14 protein-coding genes are annotated in these 15,917 nt (G+C 29.9%); 5 read left to right on the top strand and 9 right to left on the bottom strand.

What is annotated here, in order from left to right:
* Nucleotides 1–3 precede the first annotated feature (3 nt).
* From argH to AVANS14531_RS07925, 5 genes are read right to left on the bottom strand one after another with little or no spacing between them, the layout of a single operon-like run.
* Nucleotides 4–1,383, bottom strand: coding sequence for an argininosuccinate lyase (gene argH, locus AVANS14531_RS07945; RefSeq protein WP_336611985.1), 1,380 nt, complete (start codon nt 1,381–1,383; stop codon nt 4–6).
* The gene (locus AVANS14531_RS07940; RefSeq protein WP_336611984.1) at nt 1,380–2,183 is read right to left on the bottom strand and encodes a Ppx/GppA phosphatase family protein; all 804 of its coding nucleotides are present in this window, start codon (nt 2,181–2,183) and stop codon (nt 1,380–1,382) included. Before AVANS14531_RS07940 ends, argH begins: the two co-directional genes overlap by 4 nt.
* Nucleotides 2,167–3,147: a nucleoside hydrolase gene (locus tag AVANS14531_RS07935; RefSeq protein WP_336611983.1), complete on the bottom strand. Its 981-nt coding sequence runs from the start codon at nt 3,145–3,147 to the stop codon at nt 2,167–2,169. The genes AVANS14531_RS07940 and AVANS14531_RS07935 overlap by 17 nt, the downstream gene beginning before the upstream one ends.
* The gene (locus AVANS14531_RS07930) at nt 3,144–4,490 is read right to left on the bottom strand and encodes an MFS transporter (protein ID WP_336611982.1); all 1,347 of its coding nucleotides are present in this window, start codon (nt 4,488–4,490) and stop codon (nt 3,144–3,146) included. Before AVANS14531_RS07930 ends, AVANS14531_RS07935 begins: the two co-directional genes overlap by 4 nt.
* A gap of 8 nt (nt 4,491–4,498) precedes the next feature.
* Nucleotides 4,499–5,995, bottom strand: a complete 1,497-nt coding sequence (locus tag AVANS14531_RS07925; protein WP_239817460.1) for an inorganic phosphate transporter — start codon at nt 5,993–5,995, stop codon at nt 4,499–4,501.
* A gap of 147 nt (nt 5,996–6,142) precedes the next feature.
* Here AVANS14531_RS07925 and AVANS14531_RS07920 point away from each other — a divergent pair, with 147 nt between their 5' ends.
* Nucleotides 6,143–7,438, top strand: a complete 1,296-nt coding sequence (locus AVANS14531_RS07920; RefSeq protein WP_336611981.1) for an alanine/glycine:cation symporter family protein — start codon at nt 6,143–6,145, stop codon at nt 7,436–7,438.
* A gap of 26 nt (nt 7,439–7,464) precedes the next feature.
* Here AVANS14531_RS07920 and AVANS14531_RS07915 read toward each other — a convergent pair whose 3' ends face one another.
* The gene (locus AVANS14531_RS07915) at nt 7,465–8,361 is read right to left on the bottom strand and encodes a Cj0814 family flagellar-dependent secreted protein (protein WP_336611980.1); all 897 of its coding nucleotides are present in this window, start codon (nt 8,359–8,361) and stop codon (nt 7,465–7,467) included.
* Nucleotides 8,358–9,467, bottom strand: a complete 1,110-nt coding sequence (locus AVANS14531_RS07910) for a Cj0814 family flagellar-dependent secreted protein (protein ID WP_336611979.1) — start codon at nt 9,465–9,467, stop codon at nt 8,358–8,360. The genes AVANS14531_RS07915 and AVANS14531_RS07910 overlap by 4 nt, the downstream gene beginning before the upstream one ends.
* 276 nt (nt 9,468–9,743) lie before the next feature.
* On the opposite strand from AVANS14531_RS07910, the gene AVANS14531_RS07905 reads away from it, so the two are divergent.
* From AVANS14531_RS07905 to AVANS14531_RS07895, 3 genes are all read left to right on the top strand, one after another.
* Nucleotides 9,744–10,511: a MetQ/NlpA family ABC transporter substrate-binding protein gene (locus AVANS14531_RS07905; protein WP_336611978.1), complete on the top strand. Its 768-nt coding sequence runs from the start codon at nt 9,744–9,746 to the stop codon at nt 10,509–10,511.
* Nucleotides 10,512–10,520: 9 nt separating this feature from the next.
* A complete protein-coding gene (locus tag AVANS14531_RS07900) occupies nt 10,521–11,279 on the top strand; it encodes a class I SAM-dependent DNA methyltransferase (protein ID WP_336611977.1) in 759 nt (252 codons plus the stop codon).
* 65 nt (nt 11,280–11,344) lie between these two features.
* The gene (locus tag AVANS14531_RS07895) at nt 11,345–12,613 is read left to right on the top strand and encodes an MFS transporter (protein WP_336611976.1); all 1,269 of its coding nucleotides are present in this window, start codon (nt 11,345–11,347) and stop codon (nt 12,611–12,613) included.
* 41 nt (nt 12,614–12,654) lie between these two features.
* Here the strand turns inward: AVANS14531_RS07895 and AVANS14531_RS07890 are convergent, their stop codons facing one another.
* Nucleotides 12,655–13,107, bottom strand: coding sequence for a Dps family protein (locus AVANS14531_RS07890; protein ID WP_239817466.1), 453 nt, complete (start codon nt 13,105–13,107; stop codon nt 12,655–12,657).
* A gap of 160 nt (nt 13,108–13,267) precedes the next feature.
* Here AVANS14531_RS07890 and AVANS14531_RS07885 point away from each other — a divergent pair, with 160 nt between their 5' ends.
* Nucleotides 13,268–14,341, top strand: coding sequence for a hypothetical protein (locus tag AVANS14531_RS07885; RefSeq protein ID WP_336611975.1), 1,074 nt, complete (start codon nt 13,268–13,270; stop codon nt 14,339–14,341).
* Nucleotides 14,342–14,388: 47 nt separating this feature from the next.
* Here the strand turns inward: AVANS14531_RS07885 and AVANS14531_RS07880 are convergent, their stop codons facing one another.
* On the bottom strand, nt 14,389–15,747 hold the full coding sequence (locus tag AVANS14531_RS07880; protein WP_336611974.1) for an alanine/glycine:cation symporter family protein: 1,359 nt from the start codon (nt 15,745–15,747) through the stop codon (nt 14,389–14,391).
* Between the last annotated feature and the right edge of the window lie 170 nt (nt 15,748–15,917).

Here is a 15,917-nt window from a genome sequence, read left to right as displayed (position 1 = left end):
TTCCTATTTCAAATTCTTTAGCAAATCTTCTGCATTTTTAAGCTGAATTAATACCGCTTCTTTTGAAGTGCCACCGTAAGAATTGCGAAGATTTACGCAAGTATTTAAATCAATTGCTTTATAAATATCATCATCAATTAAATCACATTCAAGCCTTAATTCTTCTAAGCTTAAATCATCTAGCATTTTGCCTTTATTAATTGCATAACTTACGAGCTTTCCTGTAATTTCATGAGCTTTTCTAAATGGCACGCCTTTTTTTGCTAAATAATCAGCCAAATCAGTAGCATTTGAGTAGCCGTTTTTTGCAGCTTTTAACATATTTTCTTTGATAGGTTTTAGGTTTTTAAGTAAATTTGTAATGATTATTAAGCTATCTTGCAAAGTATCTTGAGTATCAAAAACATTTGCTTTATCTTCGCTCATATCAGTATTATACGCAAGTGGCAAGCCTTTCATAATAGTTAGCATTGCCATTAAATTACCATATACCCTACCCGTTTTGCCACGCATTTTTTCGCATACATCAGGATTTTTCTTTTGTGGCATTATGCTCGAACCCGTGCAAAAATCATCGCTTAGTTCAATAAATTTATAATCATTTGAATTAAATATAATCAATTCTTCACAAAGGCGTGAAAGATGACTAAAGCAAATCGCACTCACGCTACAAAACTCAAGCATATAATCTCTATTGCTAACGCTATCAATGCTATTTTCACTTGGCTTTGCAAAGCCAAGCTCATGGGCTGTAAAAAATCTATCTATATTAAAAGTTGTTCCTGCAAGTGCAGCCGAGCCTAGAGGACATTCATTAAGTGAGTTAAAAAGATTACTAAATCTATCAAAATCTCTTTTAAACATCCAAAAATAAGCCATAATCCAATGAGAATATAATATCGGTTGAGCTGTTTGAAGATGAGTAAATCCTGGCATAATTAAATCTAAATTTGTCTTAGCTTGGTTTAAAATCTCTTGCATTAAGTCCTTTAGATTAGCTCTAATTCCTAATACAAATTCCTTCATTTGCATTATCTCATCTACTGCTATTTGATCGTTTCTACTTCTTGCTGTATGAAGCTTGCCTGCACTTTCTCCTATTAATTCTTTTAGCCTTTTTTCAATAGCCATATGAATATCTTCATCACTTATATTAAAGCTAAAAGCATCGTTTAAAAACTCATCTTTTATAAGCTCTAAACCTTTTAAAATCTCTTTAGCTTCAAGCTCGTTTATAATGCCTTGATTTTTTAGCATTTTTGCATGTGCTATGCTACCTTTTATATCTATTAAGGCAAGTCTTTTTTCTAATGGTAAAGTTGCTGTGTAGTTTTCTACTAAAGTATTAGTAGCTTTGCTAAATCTTCCACCCCACAATTTCATTCTTTTAATACTCCTTCTTTTAATCCATAAGCTGAGATTATAAACTCATAGTCTTTAAATAAGTTATTTATAAAAAATGCCCCACAATATACTGCAAAATCTCTATTAGCTCCTAGCATTAGCTCTCTTTCCTTTTTGCTTGAGTTTTCAATAAAATTTATTAGATTATTTAATTCATCTTTATTAACTTTTGCATTATGATAACACAAATCATCTATCTCATTATAAGGCGTATTTGCTTGAATACTCTTTGCAAACATACCTGTTTTAGAAGCTAAAACAATAGGTCTAGGATAATCCTTTAGCTCACTCTCATATGGGCTTAAAAGCTCTTTTGCATAGTCTTTTATATCTAAATTATTTGCTTTTACATACTTATAAAATGATAAAAGTCCGATATCTAGCATTAGGCTTTTATCATTTGAGCTAATTTCTGTTGAATACCCACCAACATCAACTAAGGTAAAATCTCCATCTAGCCCAACTCCAAGTCTAGTTAGCCTTGCTTCTTCGCTTTGACTTAATATTCTAAGCTTAAAGCCAAATCTAAGCTCAAGTAATTTTGCTATCTCATTAGCGTTTTTGCTCTTTCTAAATATAGCCGTTGCAACTACTTTTGCCTTGCTTAAGTCATATTCAAGCTCGCTAAGTGCATTAATTAAAACCTTAATTCCTTCATCATTAATGCACTCATTTTCATAAAATAGCCCTAAGTTTAAAACCTTTTCATAATTTTTTAAAACCTCATCAAAAACAGCTATTTTTAAAGTATTTGAGCCTATATCAATTGCTAAATTCATCTAAAGTTGCCTTTATTAATCTTAATAATTTTTCATTATCAATATCTCTTAACACCTTTACAAGGCTTAATTTAGAAGTATCAATACCTATATTCATATTAAGAACTTTATCATATCTTGTGCTTTTGCCCCTTGCTTCACCACAAGTTTCCACATCTACATAATACTCATCACTTTTACAAATACTTGAATCTAGCAAATATGCAATCACTAAAGCATCATGTATCCAAGTGCCAATGCTACCCCTTGTAAGCTCTGCATAACTTATCCAAGGCTTTATGCTTTTGTATAAAAAATCACATAATTTATTATTAATTGCTCTAATTTCTTCTAAATCACTATGTTGTAAGCTTGTTTGCATTGTGATATTGTATGGTGCTAGTGTGATTTTTGCCCCACTTCTTAAGACTATTCTAGCAGCTTCAGGGTCAAAGCCAAAATTAGTATCCTTAGGGTATTTACTCATATCAAATACCCCACCCATAATTACAATTTCTTTTACATTTTTTGCAAAATTACTATCTAGCACACAAGCTTGAGCGATATTTGTAAGCGGTCCAATGGCACAAACAATAAGCTCATTTTTATAAACTCTTGCTAATTCGCATAATTTATAAACAGCATTATATTTAGCGTTTTTATAAGTTTTAATAGGCTTAAAATCTTGCCATAAATGCTCTAATTTAAAATTATAAACACTCTCATCAAGTCTTTTTCTCCAAGGCTTTTCATCTTCTAATAAAGCCTTGCTTGAGCCTAAAAATACAGGAACTTTCACTCCTAATTCCGAAATCAAATTCCTTGCAACTGCGTAAGCTAAATTATTACTTACATTACCACTTAATGTAGTAATCGCTTTTAAATCAATTTTTTTACTTGCAAGTGCAAGTGCTAGAGCTAATCCATCATCAGTATTAGCCCCACAAACTCCATTTCCTATATCAGTGTCAATTACAATTTTCATATAGCATCTTCAACTAAATTTAAATCCCTACCCCTAGTCTCAGGAGCAAAAAATGTAGTAACAAATCCAATTCCAGCAGTTAATATAAAATAAGCTGCAATTAAGTGCCAATTACCTGTAAGACTTAGGAAAAAACTAGCGAGTAAAGGTGCAGTTCCACCTGATAAAATACCACCTATTTCTTTTGCTAGTGCCATTTTTGTATAACGATTTTTGCAACCAAACATCTCAACTCCATAAGCTGCTTGAACTCCAAAAATACCAAGTGATGCAAGGCACATCCCTACAACAATTACGCTAATTACGATTATTTCATCTTTACTATCAAGCAACATAAATGCAGGAATTGCATAAATCATAAGCAATAAACAAAATATTCTATACATAATACGACGACCAAATTTATCGCTTAAAAATCCTGCTAAAGGAATTACTAAAAAGCCTAAAATTGAAGCAATTAATACCCCAGTAGTTGCAACTTGTTTATCAAGTAAAAGCACCTTAGTTACATAACCAACGATAAAACCTTGAGCTAAATATGAAGGTCCATTTTCTCCAATTCTTAGCCCTACCATTATCCAAAATGCTTTTGTTTTTTGCCAAAAGCTTTTGTTTTCTTCGGTATATGATTTTAGATTTTCTTCTCTTGTATTTTGCATTAGTTCAAGTTGTTTTGCAAATACAGGAGTTTCTCCTACAAAGCGTCTTAAATATAAAGCAAATAAAGCTATTAAAAAGCTAAATACGAAAGGCAATCTCCAGCCCCATTCTAAAAAGTCTTCTTTATTCATAAAGCTAAGTAAAAACCAAATCCCACTAGCTATTAATGTCCCACTATTAGAACCTAAAGCTATTATTGATGATACTAAACCACGATTTTTACTAGGTGCATATTCGCCTAGCATAATAGCTCCACCACTAAGCTCAGCTCCAGCACCAAAACCTTGTAAGAATCTTAAAACTACTAATAATAATGGTGCAAAAATACCAATACTTGCATAAGATGGAATAAAGCCTATTAAAGTTGTAGCAATTCCCATTAAAAATATAGTTATCATCATAACTTTTTTACGACCATATTTATCACCCATCTTACCAAAGAATAATGCTCCAATAGGTCTTGCAACAAAGCCTACTCCAAAGGTTGCAAAGCTTAGCATTAAAGCAATTATAGGCGTTTGCTCAGGATAAAAAATCTCACTAAAAACAGTAGCAGCTGCAAGGCCGTATAATGCAAAGTCTGCATACTCCATAGCAGTTCCTAACCAGCAACTAATTATTGCATTCTTAAAAGACTTCTTGCCTTCACTTGTTTTTAAAATGTCATCTTGAATTTGATTCATTAATACTCCTAAAATAAATAATAAAGTAAGCTTAAAAATAACGCAGACATCAATGCACTTGCAGGTAAAGTAATAACCCATGCTAAGCCTATTGGTTTCATCATTTTCCAATTTGCGTTTTTATTAAATACGCCGATTCCTAAAACTGCTCCTATTAGAATATGAGTTGAGCTAATTGGAATTCCTAGTTGAGTTGCTAATAAAATTACAATAGCCGAAGCAAACTCAGCACTAAAGCCTGTGGTTGGCTTTATTTTTGCTAGATTTTTACCAACGGTTTTAATAACGCTTTTTCCTAAAAACCAAAGTCCAGCAACCAATGATATGCCAAATACAAGCATTACTATTGTTGGCACTGCTGAAGTTGGATTTACTTTATCAGTATGTAAAATATCCAAAATCGCTGCAAATGGTCCAACTGCATTTGAAATATCGTTTGCTCCGTGTGAAAATGCAAAGGTGCAAGCTGTAAAGATTTGAAACCATGAAAAAATACGATTTACTGCTTTTTTTGGTTCGCCTTTTTTCATAATATTAATAATTCCAACGCAGATTATATAAGCACTTATAGTAATTAATAAAATTATTAAAGCAAGGCTAAAATGACTTAGTCCTGTATCAACATTTTTTAAAGCTTTAAAAAATAACATAGATGAGATTACAAAAGCAATTAAAGCAGCTAAAACAGGTATGCGTTTGCTTAAAAATCCACTAACATCAACGGCTTTTTCACGCTTTGAGAATTCTTTCAATCTATTTGAATATTCGCCCTTTTCGTTAAGTAAAATGCCGTAAAGTTCGCTATATTGCTTTGATTTTTCGCTTTGCATAAAATCATCTATATATTGCTTTTTATACTCTTCTTTGTCTTTTTTGATTTGCTTTAGAGCTATTGTTTTTTCTTTTGTTGGAATTACTATGAACTTATAAACTAAAGAATAAACAAAATAACTTAAAAGTCCGCCTAAAACAGGAGAAACAAACCAGCTTAAAACAATAGTTCCTATTCCACTCCAGCTAACTTCACTTGAATTATTTTGTGAAATAAAACCTAGCGCTAAGGCTGAGCCTAAAATACCACCTACGATAGAATGAGTTGAGCTAACAGGTAAAGATTTAAATGTAGCTATAAATATCCAAACACTAGCAGCACATAAAGCACTCATCATAACATAAGCAAAATGAATAGGCTCTATGTTATCTTTAACGCTAACAATTCCACTTCTAATAGTTGCAGTTACTTCAGCACCAGCAAAAAACGCTCCACTAAACTCAAAAATCGCAGCTATTATTAAAGCTTGTTTAATGCTAAGTGTTTTTGCTCCAACGCTAGTTCCAAAAGCATTTGCAACATCGTTTGCTCCTATATTAAAAGCTAAAAATACTCCAAAAATAGCAGCTATTGTAAAAAACACATAAGAATTAGTGGTTGAATAGCCCCAAAACAAAAAGCTAACACAAACGATAGCAAAAATTATCGTTATTACAATGTTTTCTCTTGACATACCTTTCCTTTAATAAAAATATGGCTAATTATAGACTAAAAAGAAAGGCTTAGTTTTCTTGAATGTAAAATCTTTGTAAAATTATCGTAAAGGCTTTTTTACTCTTTTATAAACTTATTTTTTTATTATCTTAAAATAGGAGAAAAAATGTATTTTGATAAATTAGCCGAAATTTTAAACTTAATTAATGATTATTTGTATTCAAATATTTTAGTTTTTATGTTGATTTTTACTGGGGTGTTTTTCTCGTTTTACTTAGCATTTCCACAACTTCATATTAAAAATATTTTTAAGATTTTGTTAAATAAACCAAAAGAAAAAAACCTAAGCTCTTATGAAGCTTTTTTGATTTCTAGTGGAGCAAAAATAGGCGTTGGAAATATAATAGGCGTTAGCATTGCTATTTCAACTGGTGGTTCTGGGGCTATTTTTTGGATGTGGGTTTTTGCGTTTTTTGGGGCTGCGAGTGCGTTTTGCGAAAGCACTTTGGCTCAAATTTATAAACGTAAAGATGATAAAAAGTATTATGGTGGAGTGGCATTTTATATAAAATATGGCTTGGGTTTAAACACCCTTGCTATATGTTTTGCTATATTTTTAATCCTTGCTGATATTGTAGGTTTTAATGCTTTACTTGGTTTTAGTATTAAAAATCATCTTGATTTTAAATATAGTGAGATTTTAATCACGCTTGTTGCTGCTTTTATATTTTTTAATGGAATAAGTTTTGGTAAAAAAATCGTTCCTTTTATGATTGTTTCTTATTTGCTTCTTGCTCTTTATGTTTTTATTAGATATTTTGATTTAGATGTGATTTTGCAAATATTTTATAATGCTTTTAATCTAAATAGTGCAGGTGGTGGTTTGCTTGGAAGTGTGATTGTAATAGGTGCTAAGCGTGGATTATTTTCAAATGAAGCAGGTATGGGAAGCGCTCCAAATGTCGCTGCTAGTGTAGAATGCGCTCATCCTTGTGAGCAAGGTTTTGTGCAAAGCTTTTCTGTTCTTATGGATTTATTAGTTTGCACTGCTAGTGCTGTGTTTGTTTTATTTGCTAAGGGAAATTACGAAATTAATGAAGCTTTTAGATTTTATTTTGGAGATTTTGGCTCGTTTATTTTAAGCTTTTTTATAATTTTGTTTTGTCTTACTTCATTTTATGGCAATTATTATTATTCTAAGGCTAATTTATTGTTTATTACACAACGCAAAACAGCTTTAATAATATTTAACATAATAGCTATTTTATGTGTTTTTATGGGGACTTTAGCTGAGTTAAAATTTGTATGGAATTTGGCTGATTTTTTAATGTTTTTTACAACTATTATAAATCTAATTGCGATTTTTATGCTAAGAAAATTAGTATTAAAAAGTATTAAAAATTATAAATCTAACAAAGACTTTAAAGAGTTAAACACTAGCAATACCCCAGCTTGGAACTAAGAATTTGAAATTCCTATTTCAAATTCTTAAGCCTTAGTTTTATCTAAAAACCTAGCCACTTCGGTATTAGTTTTTAGCAATTCATCAATACCTAGATGCTTAATCTCATCAGCCATTTTTAATAAATCTTTATGCTTTTTGATATCTTTATTTATATTATTGTAATCATCTTGCATAGCTAAAGCATGTTTTAAAGCATCTTTGCTTAGCCTTGTTGTCCCACTATCACTTGCAAATGGATTTATGCTTTGTAAAAATCCTATAAATTTCTTTTCTTTTTCATTATACATAGAAAAATCAGGGCTAAAAGCAAGTTCTTTATCAACGCTAATATTTTTTGGCTCGAAACTAAGCTCAATTACGCTAAAACCATCTGATTTTATACTTTTAGCATATTCTAGCTCTTCGTTATTTTTATAAATATTTGTGATTTTGTATTTGCTAACATCATTTATATAATCAAAACTAACCTTACTATAACCAAAATCTATACTTATCCCACTTGGATAATCTTGATTGTTGTGAGTAATTTGAGTAAATAAATCATAATAATGCTTAATAGTATCAGCTAAATCAATATTGCTAAATGTCTTGCCTGAGTCTTTCATTACCGAATATACATTCATTTTTTCATTAAATCTAACTATTTCTTTTAGCGTGCTTGAATGTATTTTAAAATCATCTGGCAATCCAGCAGCTTTATTAAAATCAGCACCCATAAAGCCATCATTATCTACGCTATAACCAAACTCAGGCTTATAAGCTAAAAAATTATTATTTATTTCTTTTAATTTATTTTCTAATTTGCTTTGCTTTTGCTCTTTTATCTCATTAGGCTTCAAATAATCTTCAAAATTAACACTTCTTTTAGTTGTATTTTTATAAGTGTAATTTGTATTAATTTGATTTATTGATATTTTCATATCTGCACTCTTTTATAAAAATCTTTAGCGCTAGTTCTAAAATCATTTGAATAATTATTATTAAGTAAAGCATCTACTGCTAGGCTTTGGCTTAGCTCTTTTACCTTTTCGCTTAGTTTCTTCTCATCTTCAAATCTGTCTAAATAATCTTGGATTTTTTCTTTGCTAAGTCCTGTTAGAAATTCTAGCTTTGAAATATCTATGCCTTCTTTTGGGTCTAGTTTGCTTAAAGCATCTTCTATAAGCATTCTTTCTTTATATTCATCTTTAATCTTAGTTGCACCGCTATCACTTACTTTTAGTCCTTGTGTTCCACCTAGAAAGCTAACAAATAATCCCGCATTAGAAATCTCGCCATTTTTTATGTATGGACTTAAATCAAAATTAAGTTTTCTACTATTATTTACACTTAAATCATAATCAAACTTAAAGCCTATTTTTAAAGCATCATCTTTACTCTCATAATATTTATTTCCTACATTTGCCTGTGAATAATCAAATGTATAGCCATTATTGACTTTAAGCCCTATTAAATCAACATAATTTGGCATATTAGAAATATCATCTTTGCTAAAATTATTTACATCTCCTACGATTTGCTCGTATAATCTAAATTGATGTTTGATAGTGTCTGCATAATCAATCTTTTCATAAATATTATTAAAAATTCCTACCTGTGGCATAGTCATAAGATTACTTTGCCTTGAGATTTCTTTAAGAGTGCTTGAATGTATTTTAAAATCATCTGGCAAATTAGCAGCCTTGTTAAAATCAGCCCCTAAAAAGCCACTACTATCAACACTATAACCAAATTCCGTGCTATTAAAAACCCTAGCTTTCATCAATTCGTTTTGTTTAGAAATACTAGCGTTGATTTTTGTTAAATCGTTATCAAATACTTTAAATCTTGAATCGTTAAACCTATCTATAAAGATATTTGAAGCATCTATTATGTCTTTATCTAGCGAATACTCAGCTTGAGTTTCTAGCTTAGGATTTACCCTTGCAAATTCACTTGCAAAAATAGATGAAAACGAAACACCTGCAGCTTTTTGAGCTTTTTGAAGCTTTGCTTCATCAAAAATTGAAATACTTTCTACTCTCATTTATCTTCCTTTAATGTTTTGTTTAAAAAGCAAAAAGTATTCCTAAAATAGTTTCGTAACTACACATAAAATAATAAATATTATAAAAAATATACGCTTATTAAATCTATACAAGTAGTATTGAAAAAACAAAAAAGGAACTTCAATGATGCAGATGCGATAGCGTCTAGCTAAAACTTTCTAGCTAGACGCATAAATTAAGAATAAAGCAAGCGAATAGCTAGAAAGAAAATGATAAACATTTTCTTCTAATTACAAAATAATTAAAGGAAAATTATGAAAAAATTATTAATATCTTTATGTTTGTTAGGTCTAGTAAGTGCTAATGATAAAATAATTAGCATAGGTGTTACTCCGTATCCAACTGCAATGATTTTAGAAAATGTAAAAGACTTAGTTACTGAGCAAGGTTATGAATTAAAAATAGTTGAATTTAATGATTATATTTTGCCAAATTATGCAGTAAATGATGAAGAATTAGATGCGAATTTTACCCAAACAAAGCCTTTTTTAGATAGCTTTAATGAAGAGCGTGGAAGTGATTTAGTAAGTGCAGGAAAGATTTTTATAGGACCTATGGCAGCTTATTCAAAAACTATAAAAAATATAAAAGATTTGCCTAAAAATGCTTTAGTTTATATTCCAAGCGATCCTATTAATGGAACTAGAGCTTTAGAATTATTAGCAAAAAGTAATTTGATAGAATTTAGCGAAAACTCTAAAACAAAAACCATTTTAGATATAAGCAAAAATCCACTAAATCTTAATATAAAAGAAATAGAAGCACCACAATTAACAAGAACTTTAAATGAGTGCGATTTAGCAGTAATTAATACAAATTACGCATTACTTGCTAAGCTAAATCCTATTAAAGATTCAATACTGCATGAAGATAGCACAAGTGATTATGCAAGCGTTTTAGCTGTTAAGAGTAAAAATATAAACTCTCAAAAAACAAAAGTTCTTCTTAAAGCAATGCAAAGTGAAAAAATGAGAGAATTTTTAAATAAAAATTTCAAGGATATATTAATTCCTAGTTTTTAAAGGATAAATATGCTAAAAGCTGCAAATATTTCTAAAATCTCTTTTGCTTCTTTATATAAAGAGCAAAAGAGCTTAAGTGATTTTAAGAGCAAAAGCCCTAATGAATGGGATAAAAAAGCTAATAGTTTTAGTGATTTTAAAAAGCATGAAATTTATGTTAAAGAGTTTTTAAAAAGGGTTAATCTTAAAGATTGTTCTAGTTTGCTTGACTTTGCTTGTGGAAGTGGCTTTTTAGCACAATATTCTAATTTAGACGATATTACATTATGTGATTTTTCATCTAAAATGCTAGAAATCGCTAAACAAAATTGCCCTAATGCTAAGATTATTAATGGCTCATTTGATGATTTAAACGGCTCTTGGGATTTGGTGTATGCTAGTAGATGTTTAGATGTTTTAGACTTAGAAAGTGCTTTAAAAACCTTGCTTAAAGTTTGCAATAAAAGACTTTATTTTACTTATAAAATAGATAATTCTTACATTCATGAAAAAATAATAAATGCCTTAGATTTAGATATAATCGCAACTCCAAATTATATTTATGCGGCAAATATTTTGCACGAATTAGGATATTTTTTCACACTTGATAAAATAAGCATAAAAAATGAAAATTATTATAAAGATTATGAAAGTTTGAAAAAAAGCGTTGAGTTTTCTTACAAAACACTAAATCCTATTCAAGATGAAAAATTACAAGAATTATTCAAAAATGACAAAGATTTAAACAAACAAGAACTAAGCTGGGCTTTATTTTGCGTTGAAAAATAATTCATATTAAATTAGTGGTAAATAAAATTAGGAGTAAAATAATCTTTTATCAAAAAGGATAGATTATGAATAAAAACACCATAATTTTAAGCTTTATAATTGCATCAAGATTTTTTGGACTTTTTATAGTATTGCCTGTAATTAGCCTTTATTCGCATGAATTAGAAGGAGCTAATAATGTTTTAGCAGGTCTTATCGTTGGTATTTATGCGATATTTCAAATGATTTTTAGCATTCCATTTGGAGCTATTAGTGATAAAATTGGGCGTAAAAAAACAATGTTTATAGGACTAATTATTTTTATAATAGGTTGTTTAATCTGTGCTAATGCAAATGATATTTATACCATGCTAGCTGGTAGGATTTTGCAAGGTATGGGGGCTATTGGCGGTGTTGCAACTGCAATGATTGCCGATCTTACAAGCGAAAAAGATAGAGCAAAAGCAATGGCTTTAATGGGCGGTGCTATTGGACTTAGCTTTGTTGTAGCTATTGTGAGTGGTTCTGTTATTGCTAGTTTTTTTGGTCTTGGGGCTTTATTTTATATTAGTGCGATTTTAAGTGTTTTATGTGTTGTTTTATTGTGGTTTTTGCCAAAAGAAACAGCTTGGCAAAAGCAAGATAAAATCCCTTTTAAAGAAGCATTTTTAAGTGCAAATCTAAATAAACTTTATATAACCTGTTTTTTACAAAAAATGCTAACTTCAAGCACATTTATGATAATTCCACTTAGTTTTGTAAATGTATTTCATAAAAATAGTGATGATTTGTGGATAATTTATAGTGTTGCTATGTTTTTTGGATTTTTAGCGATGGGAGTTGGTGGAGTTGTAGGCGAATCAAAAGGCAAAAGCAAAACAATTTTGCTTAGCGGAGTTGCTTTATTTTGCTTATCATCACTTGTGTTTTTAAGCTCAAATTATTATTTATTTTTCTTAGCTGTTGTGATGTATTTCATTGCATTTTGCTTGCATGAACCTATTATGCAAAGCTCAATTTCTAAGATTTGCAAAGCAAGACAAAAAGGCTTGGTTTTAGGGTTTTCTAATTCTTGTGGATATTTTGGCTCATTTTTGGGAGCATTTTTATGCGGTGTTTTTATGCATGCAAATTTACATGATGAGTTTTTAGTAATTATTGCAATTGTTTGTGTAGCTTGGTTTGTTATGCTAAAAAGTATGGATAATCCGAATGATTTTAAGACTTATAAATCTACAAGCTTGCCTAAAGTAGAAAATGAATTCATAATTGATATTAATAAAAAAGATGATTTTTATTTGATTAAATACAATCGTGCAAAATTAAGTGAAGAAGAATTAAAAGCTTTATTTTAAGAAAAGAATTTGAAATAGGAATTTCAAATTCTTTTTATTAATTACTTAACGCAGCAACTAGTTGCACCTGTGCTTTTTAGCATCCAAATTGACTTTTCATATCCTGCAATTTGCTCTTGAGCATAAGCTGCAGTTGTTGTATCGCCTGCATCTTCAGCTAATTTGTTTAGCTTTTTAAACTCAGCTAGTAAGTATTCATAATCAGCTAAAATTAAACCTACTAATTCAGTTGCTTCAAAGCAAGTTTTATCAGTTGTAGGAGCTTTTGAAGTTTCCATTAAAACTTTTGGGCAAACTATTGCTTTATGTCCTAATTGTAATAATCTTTCTGCACAATCATCAAACATTGTAGCCATTTTTTCGTAAGCTTCTTCAGTGTATGAATGAAGAGCAAAGAATTGTAAGCCTTTTACATTCCAGTGATAGTTGTGAAACTTTAAAAATAATGCGTGAGCATCAGCTTGTAATTGTAATAATTGTTTTTCTAATGACATTTTGTCTCCTTTAATTTGAATTTGTTTTGAAATTATAACTCAAAATAATTAATTAAAAATTTATCAAATAATAATTTTTATTATTTAAAGATAATTTTAATAATCTCTTTTATTAAAAACATATTGATATACTTTATAAATTACAAAAAAAGGAGATGTTATGAAAAAATTACTTGCTTTAAGTGCAGTAGCAATTGCTTTCATAGGATGTGGTGGCAACAAAATCAGCGATGAAGCTACTAAAAATTTTGAAAATGGGCTTAATAAAGAATTAAAAGAATCTTTTGCAGCTGTTAATGCTCTAGTTTATTTAGCAACAGGCACACCAGTAAGCCTTAAAACCGATGGATATAAGTGCGAAAATAAAAGCTCTTATATAAGTTGCAAAAATGCTAGTATAGATATAAATATTGATAATCCTTATGGTAGTAGTACTGAGCTTGATATTCTTCATGTTAAAAATATTAGCTTAGAAACAAATGCTATTTATACAGGCAATAAAAAAGGTGAAATCAGCATTAAAGAAGCGCTTGAATCTATGCCAAAAGAAGTTTATACAAAAAGCAAAATTGAATCAATTACAATTGGTCATGTTGTAAATAGTATGCTTGCTTATCAAAGTCTTGTAAATGCTAATTTGTCTGAACTAACTAAGATTGCAGGCGATGAATACGAAATCTCAAGCAATATTACGGGTAAAAACATTACAAAAAATGGCAATATGCAGATAAATACGAGAATTTTTGGTAAAAATAACAAAAACGAATTTAATGTAGTTTTTGATTTTGATGTTTTAGCAAAAATGTTTGATATGTTTGAAAAATACGGAATGAGATACGATACAGAAAATCCAAATAGTACAAGTTCTAGTAATAAATTAGCAGGATTAAAAGCAGAAGATTATGTAGGAACGCTCTTACTCAATAAATTAAATACTAATTTAGTAATTTACAATGACTTAACAAGTATAAAAAATATCATTGATAAAGACCTAAGCAAAGCTCCTAAGCCTTTAGCTGATTTAATAAATACAATTTTTGAAAACAAACCACACAAAATTGCACAAGTTTTTGAGATAAAAAACAAATTTGATATTTTACAGGCTATTGCAGATAAAGATAGTGGAAAATATTCAGACGAACAACTTGAAAAAGATATCAAAAATATAAACTTTAAAATTAATAATGTGGATATGATACAGCTAATCAAAGAACTTGATAGTTCAAAGCTATAAAGCAAAATCCTATTTCAAATTCTAGAATTTGAAATAGGAATTACAAATTATTTTTTCTTACTTTCGTTAAATTTTACTAATTCTTTTTTTACAATAGGAGCTAATAAAAATAATGCTAAAACATTCGGCAACACCATTAAAGTATTGCATAAATCAGAAATACTCCAAACCAAATCAAGCTTAAGCATTGCACCTATAAAAATACATAAAACAAACACTACCTTAAATATAGGCAAAGCTTTGTTTGAGAATAGATATTGCACATTAATTTGTGCGAAATAATACCAGCCAATAATAGTTGTAAATGCAAAAAACACAAGGCAGATTGCAAGAAGTTTTACACCAATACTTCCAAAAGCTATGCTAAATGCAGAAGTTGTAAGCTCAATTCCGCTTAAGCTTAAATCAGCACCGCTAAGTAAAATTATAAGAGCAGTTGCTGTGCAAATAAAAGCAGTATCAATAAATACTGCAAGCATAGCAACAAAACCTTGAGAAACAGAGTTTTTAGTAGTTGCACTAGCATGTGCGTGTGGAGTGCTTCCCATACCTGCTTCATTAGCAAAAAGCCCTCTAGCAACTCCATATCTAATAGCTTCTTTTATTCCAATTCCAACAGCACCACCAGCTACTGCTTCAAGTCCAAAAGCTTGTCTAAAAATCATAGAAAATACATTACCAATATTTTCATGAAATGTTATTAAAATATATACTGCAACTAAAACATAAAATATAGCCATAAAAGGCACTACAAGTTCAGCGAATCTAGCAATTCTCTTAACTCCACCAATTACCACAAACCCTGCAATAATTGCTGTAATTGCTCCTGTGATTTTTAAATCTACTCCGAATGCTTGATGAATTGAGCCTGAAATTGAGTTGCTTTGTGTCATTTGACCTGCACAACCTAGAGCAATAATGATTGCAATAGCAAAAAATCCTGCTAAAAAATTGCAAAATTTAGTGCCTAATTTCTTTTTAAGACCAAGCTTTATATAAAACGCAGGACCACCTATATAATGTCCATTTTGCCATACTTTATAGCGTTGTGCTAAAACACCTTCAGCTAAAATAGTAGCCATTCCTAAAAATGCACTAGCCCACATCCAAAAAATAGCCCCAGCACCACCTAAATTAATAGCAGTAGCAACACCTATAATGTTTCCTGTTCCAACTTGAGCTGAGATTGAAATCATCATAGCTTGAAGAGCAGTAATACCTGAGTTTTTATTTTTGCCCTTTTTAAATAAATCACCAAAGCTAGCACTAAGGCCTTCTTTAAAATAGCGAAATTGTGGTAAGCCAAGATAAATTGTAAAAATCAGCCCTATTCCAACAAGAGCAAATACTAGCACATAGGCAACTAAAACGCCGTTTATTTGTTCAATAAAACTGTGAAAATCCATATGAAAAACCTTGTTTTAAAGTAAAAAACATAAAGTGTAGCAAAAAAATTAAAGATTTAGCTTAATTTGTTTCACAAAAAGAAACAAATTAAGCATATTTTAAAAGATATTTATTTATAAATTTTATTTATTCTTTCTAAAACCACTCAAACCTAACCCCCCCCCAACCT

Origin of the sequence: Campylobacter sp. Cr9, from assembly GCF_020138295.1 — a bacterium.
Taxonomy (GTDB): Bacteria; Campylobacterota; Campylobacteria; order Campylobacterales; family Campylobacteraceae; genus Campylobacter_E.
This window is presented reverse-complemented; position numbering and strand designations above follow the sequence as displayed.

Coding starts and splice junctions, on each gene's coding strand:
- AVANS14531_RS07885 (WP_336611975.1), top strand. CDS start 13,268: ATGAAAAAATTACTTGCTTTAAGTGCAGTAGCAATTGCTTTCATAGGA.
- AVANS14531_RS07905 (WP_336611978.1), top strand. CDS start 9,744: ATGAAAAAATTATTAATATCTTTATGTTTGTTAGGTCTAGTAAGTGCT.
- AVANS14531_RS07895 (WP_336611976.1), top strand. CDS start 11,345: ATGAATAAAAACACCATAATTTTAAGCTTTATAATTGCATCAAGATTT.
- AVANS14531_RS07900 (WP_336611977.1), top strand. CDS start 10,521: ATGCTAAAAGCTGCAAATATTTCTAAAATCTCTTTTGCTTCTTTATAT.
- AVANS14531_RS07880 (WP_336611974.1), bottom strand. CDS start 15,747: ATGGATTTTCACAGTTTTATTGAACAAATAAACGGCGTTTTAGTTGCC.
- AVANS14531_RS07925 (WP_239817460.1), bottom strand. CDS start 5,995: ATGTCAAGAGAAAACATTGTAATAACGATAATTTTTGCTATCGTTTGT.
- AVANS14531_RS07935 (WP_336611983.1), bottom strand. CDS start 3,147: ATGAAAATTGTAATTGACACTGATATAGGAAATGGAGTTTGTGGGGCT.
- AVANS14531_RS07890 (WP_239817466.1), bottom strand. CDS start 13,107: ATGTCATTAGAAAAACAATTATTACAATTACAAGCTGATGCTCACGCA.
- AVANS14531_RS07930 (WP_336611982.1), bottom strand. CDS start 4,490: ATGAATCAAATTCAAGATGACATTTTAAAAACAAGTGAAGGCAAGAAG.
- AVANS14531_RS07920 (WP_336611981.1), top strand. CDS start 6,143: ATGTATTTTGATAAATTAGCCGAAATTTTAAACTTAATTAATGATTAT.
- argH (WP_336611985.1), bottom strand. CDS start 1,383: ATGAAATTGTGGGGTGGAAGATTTAGCAAAGCTACTAATACTTTAGTA.
- AVANS14531_RS07910 (WP_336611979.1), bottom strand. CDS start 9,467: ATGAGAGTAGAAAGTATTTCAATTTTTGATGAAGCAAAGCTTCAAAAA.
- AVANS14531_RS07940 (WP_336611984.1), bottom strand. CDS start 2,183: ATGAATTTAGCAATTGATATAGGCTCAAATACTTTAAAAATAGCTGTT.
- AVANS14531_RS07915 (WP_336611980.1), bottom strand. CDS start 8,361: ATGAAAATATCAATAAATCAAATTAATACAAATTACACTTATAAAAAT.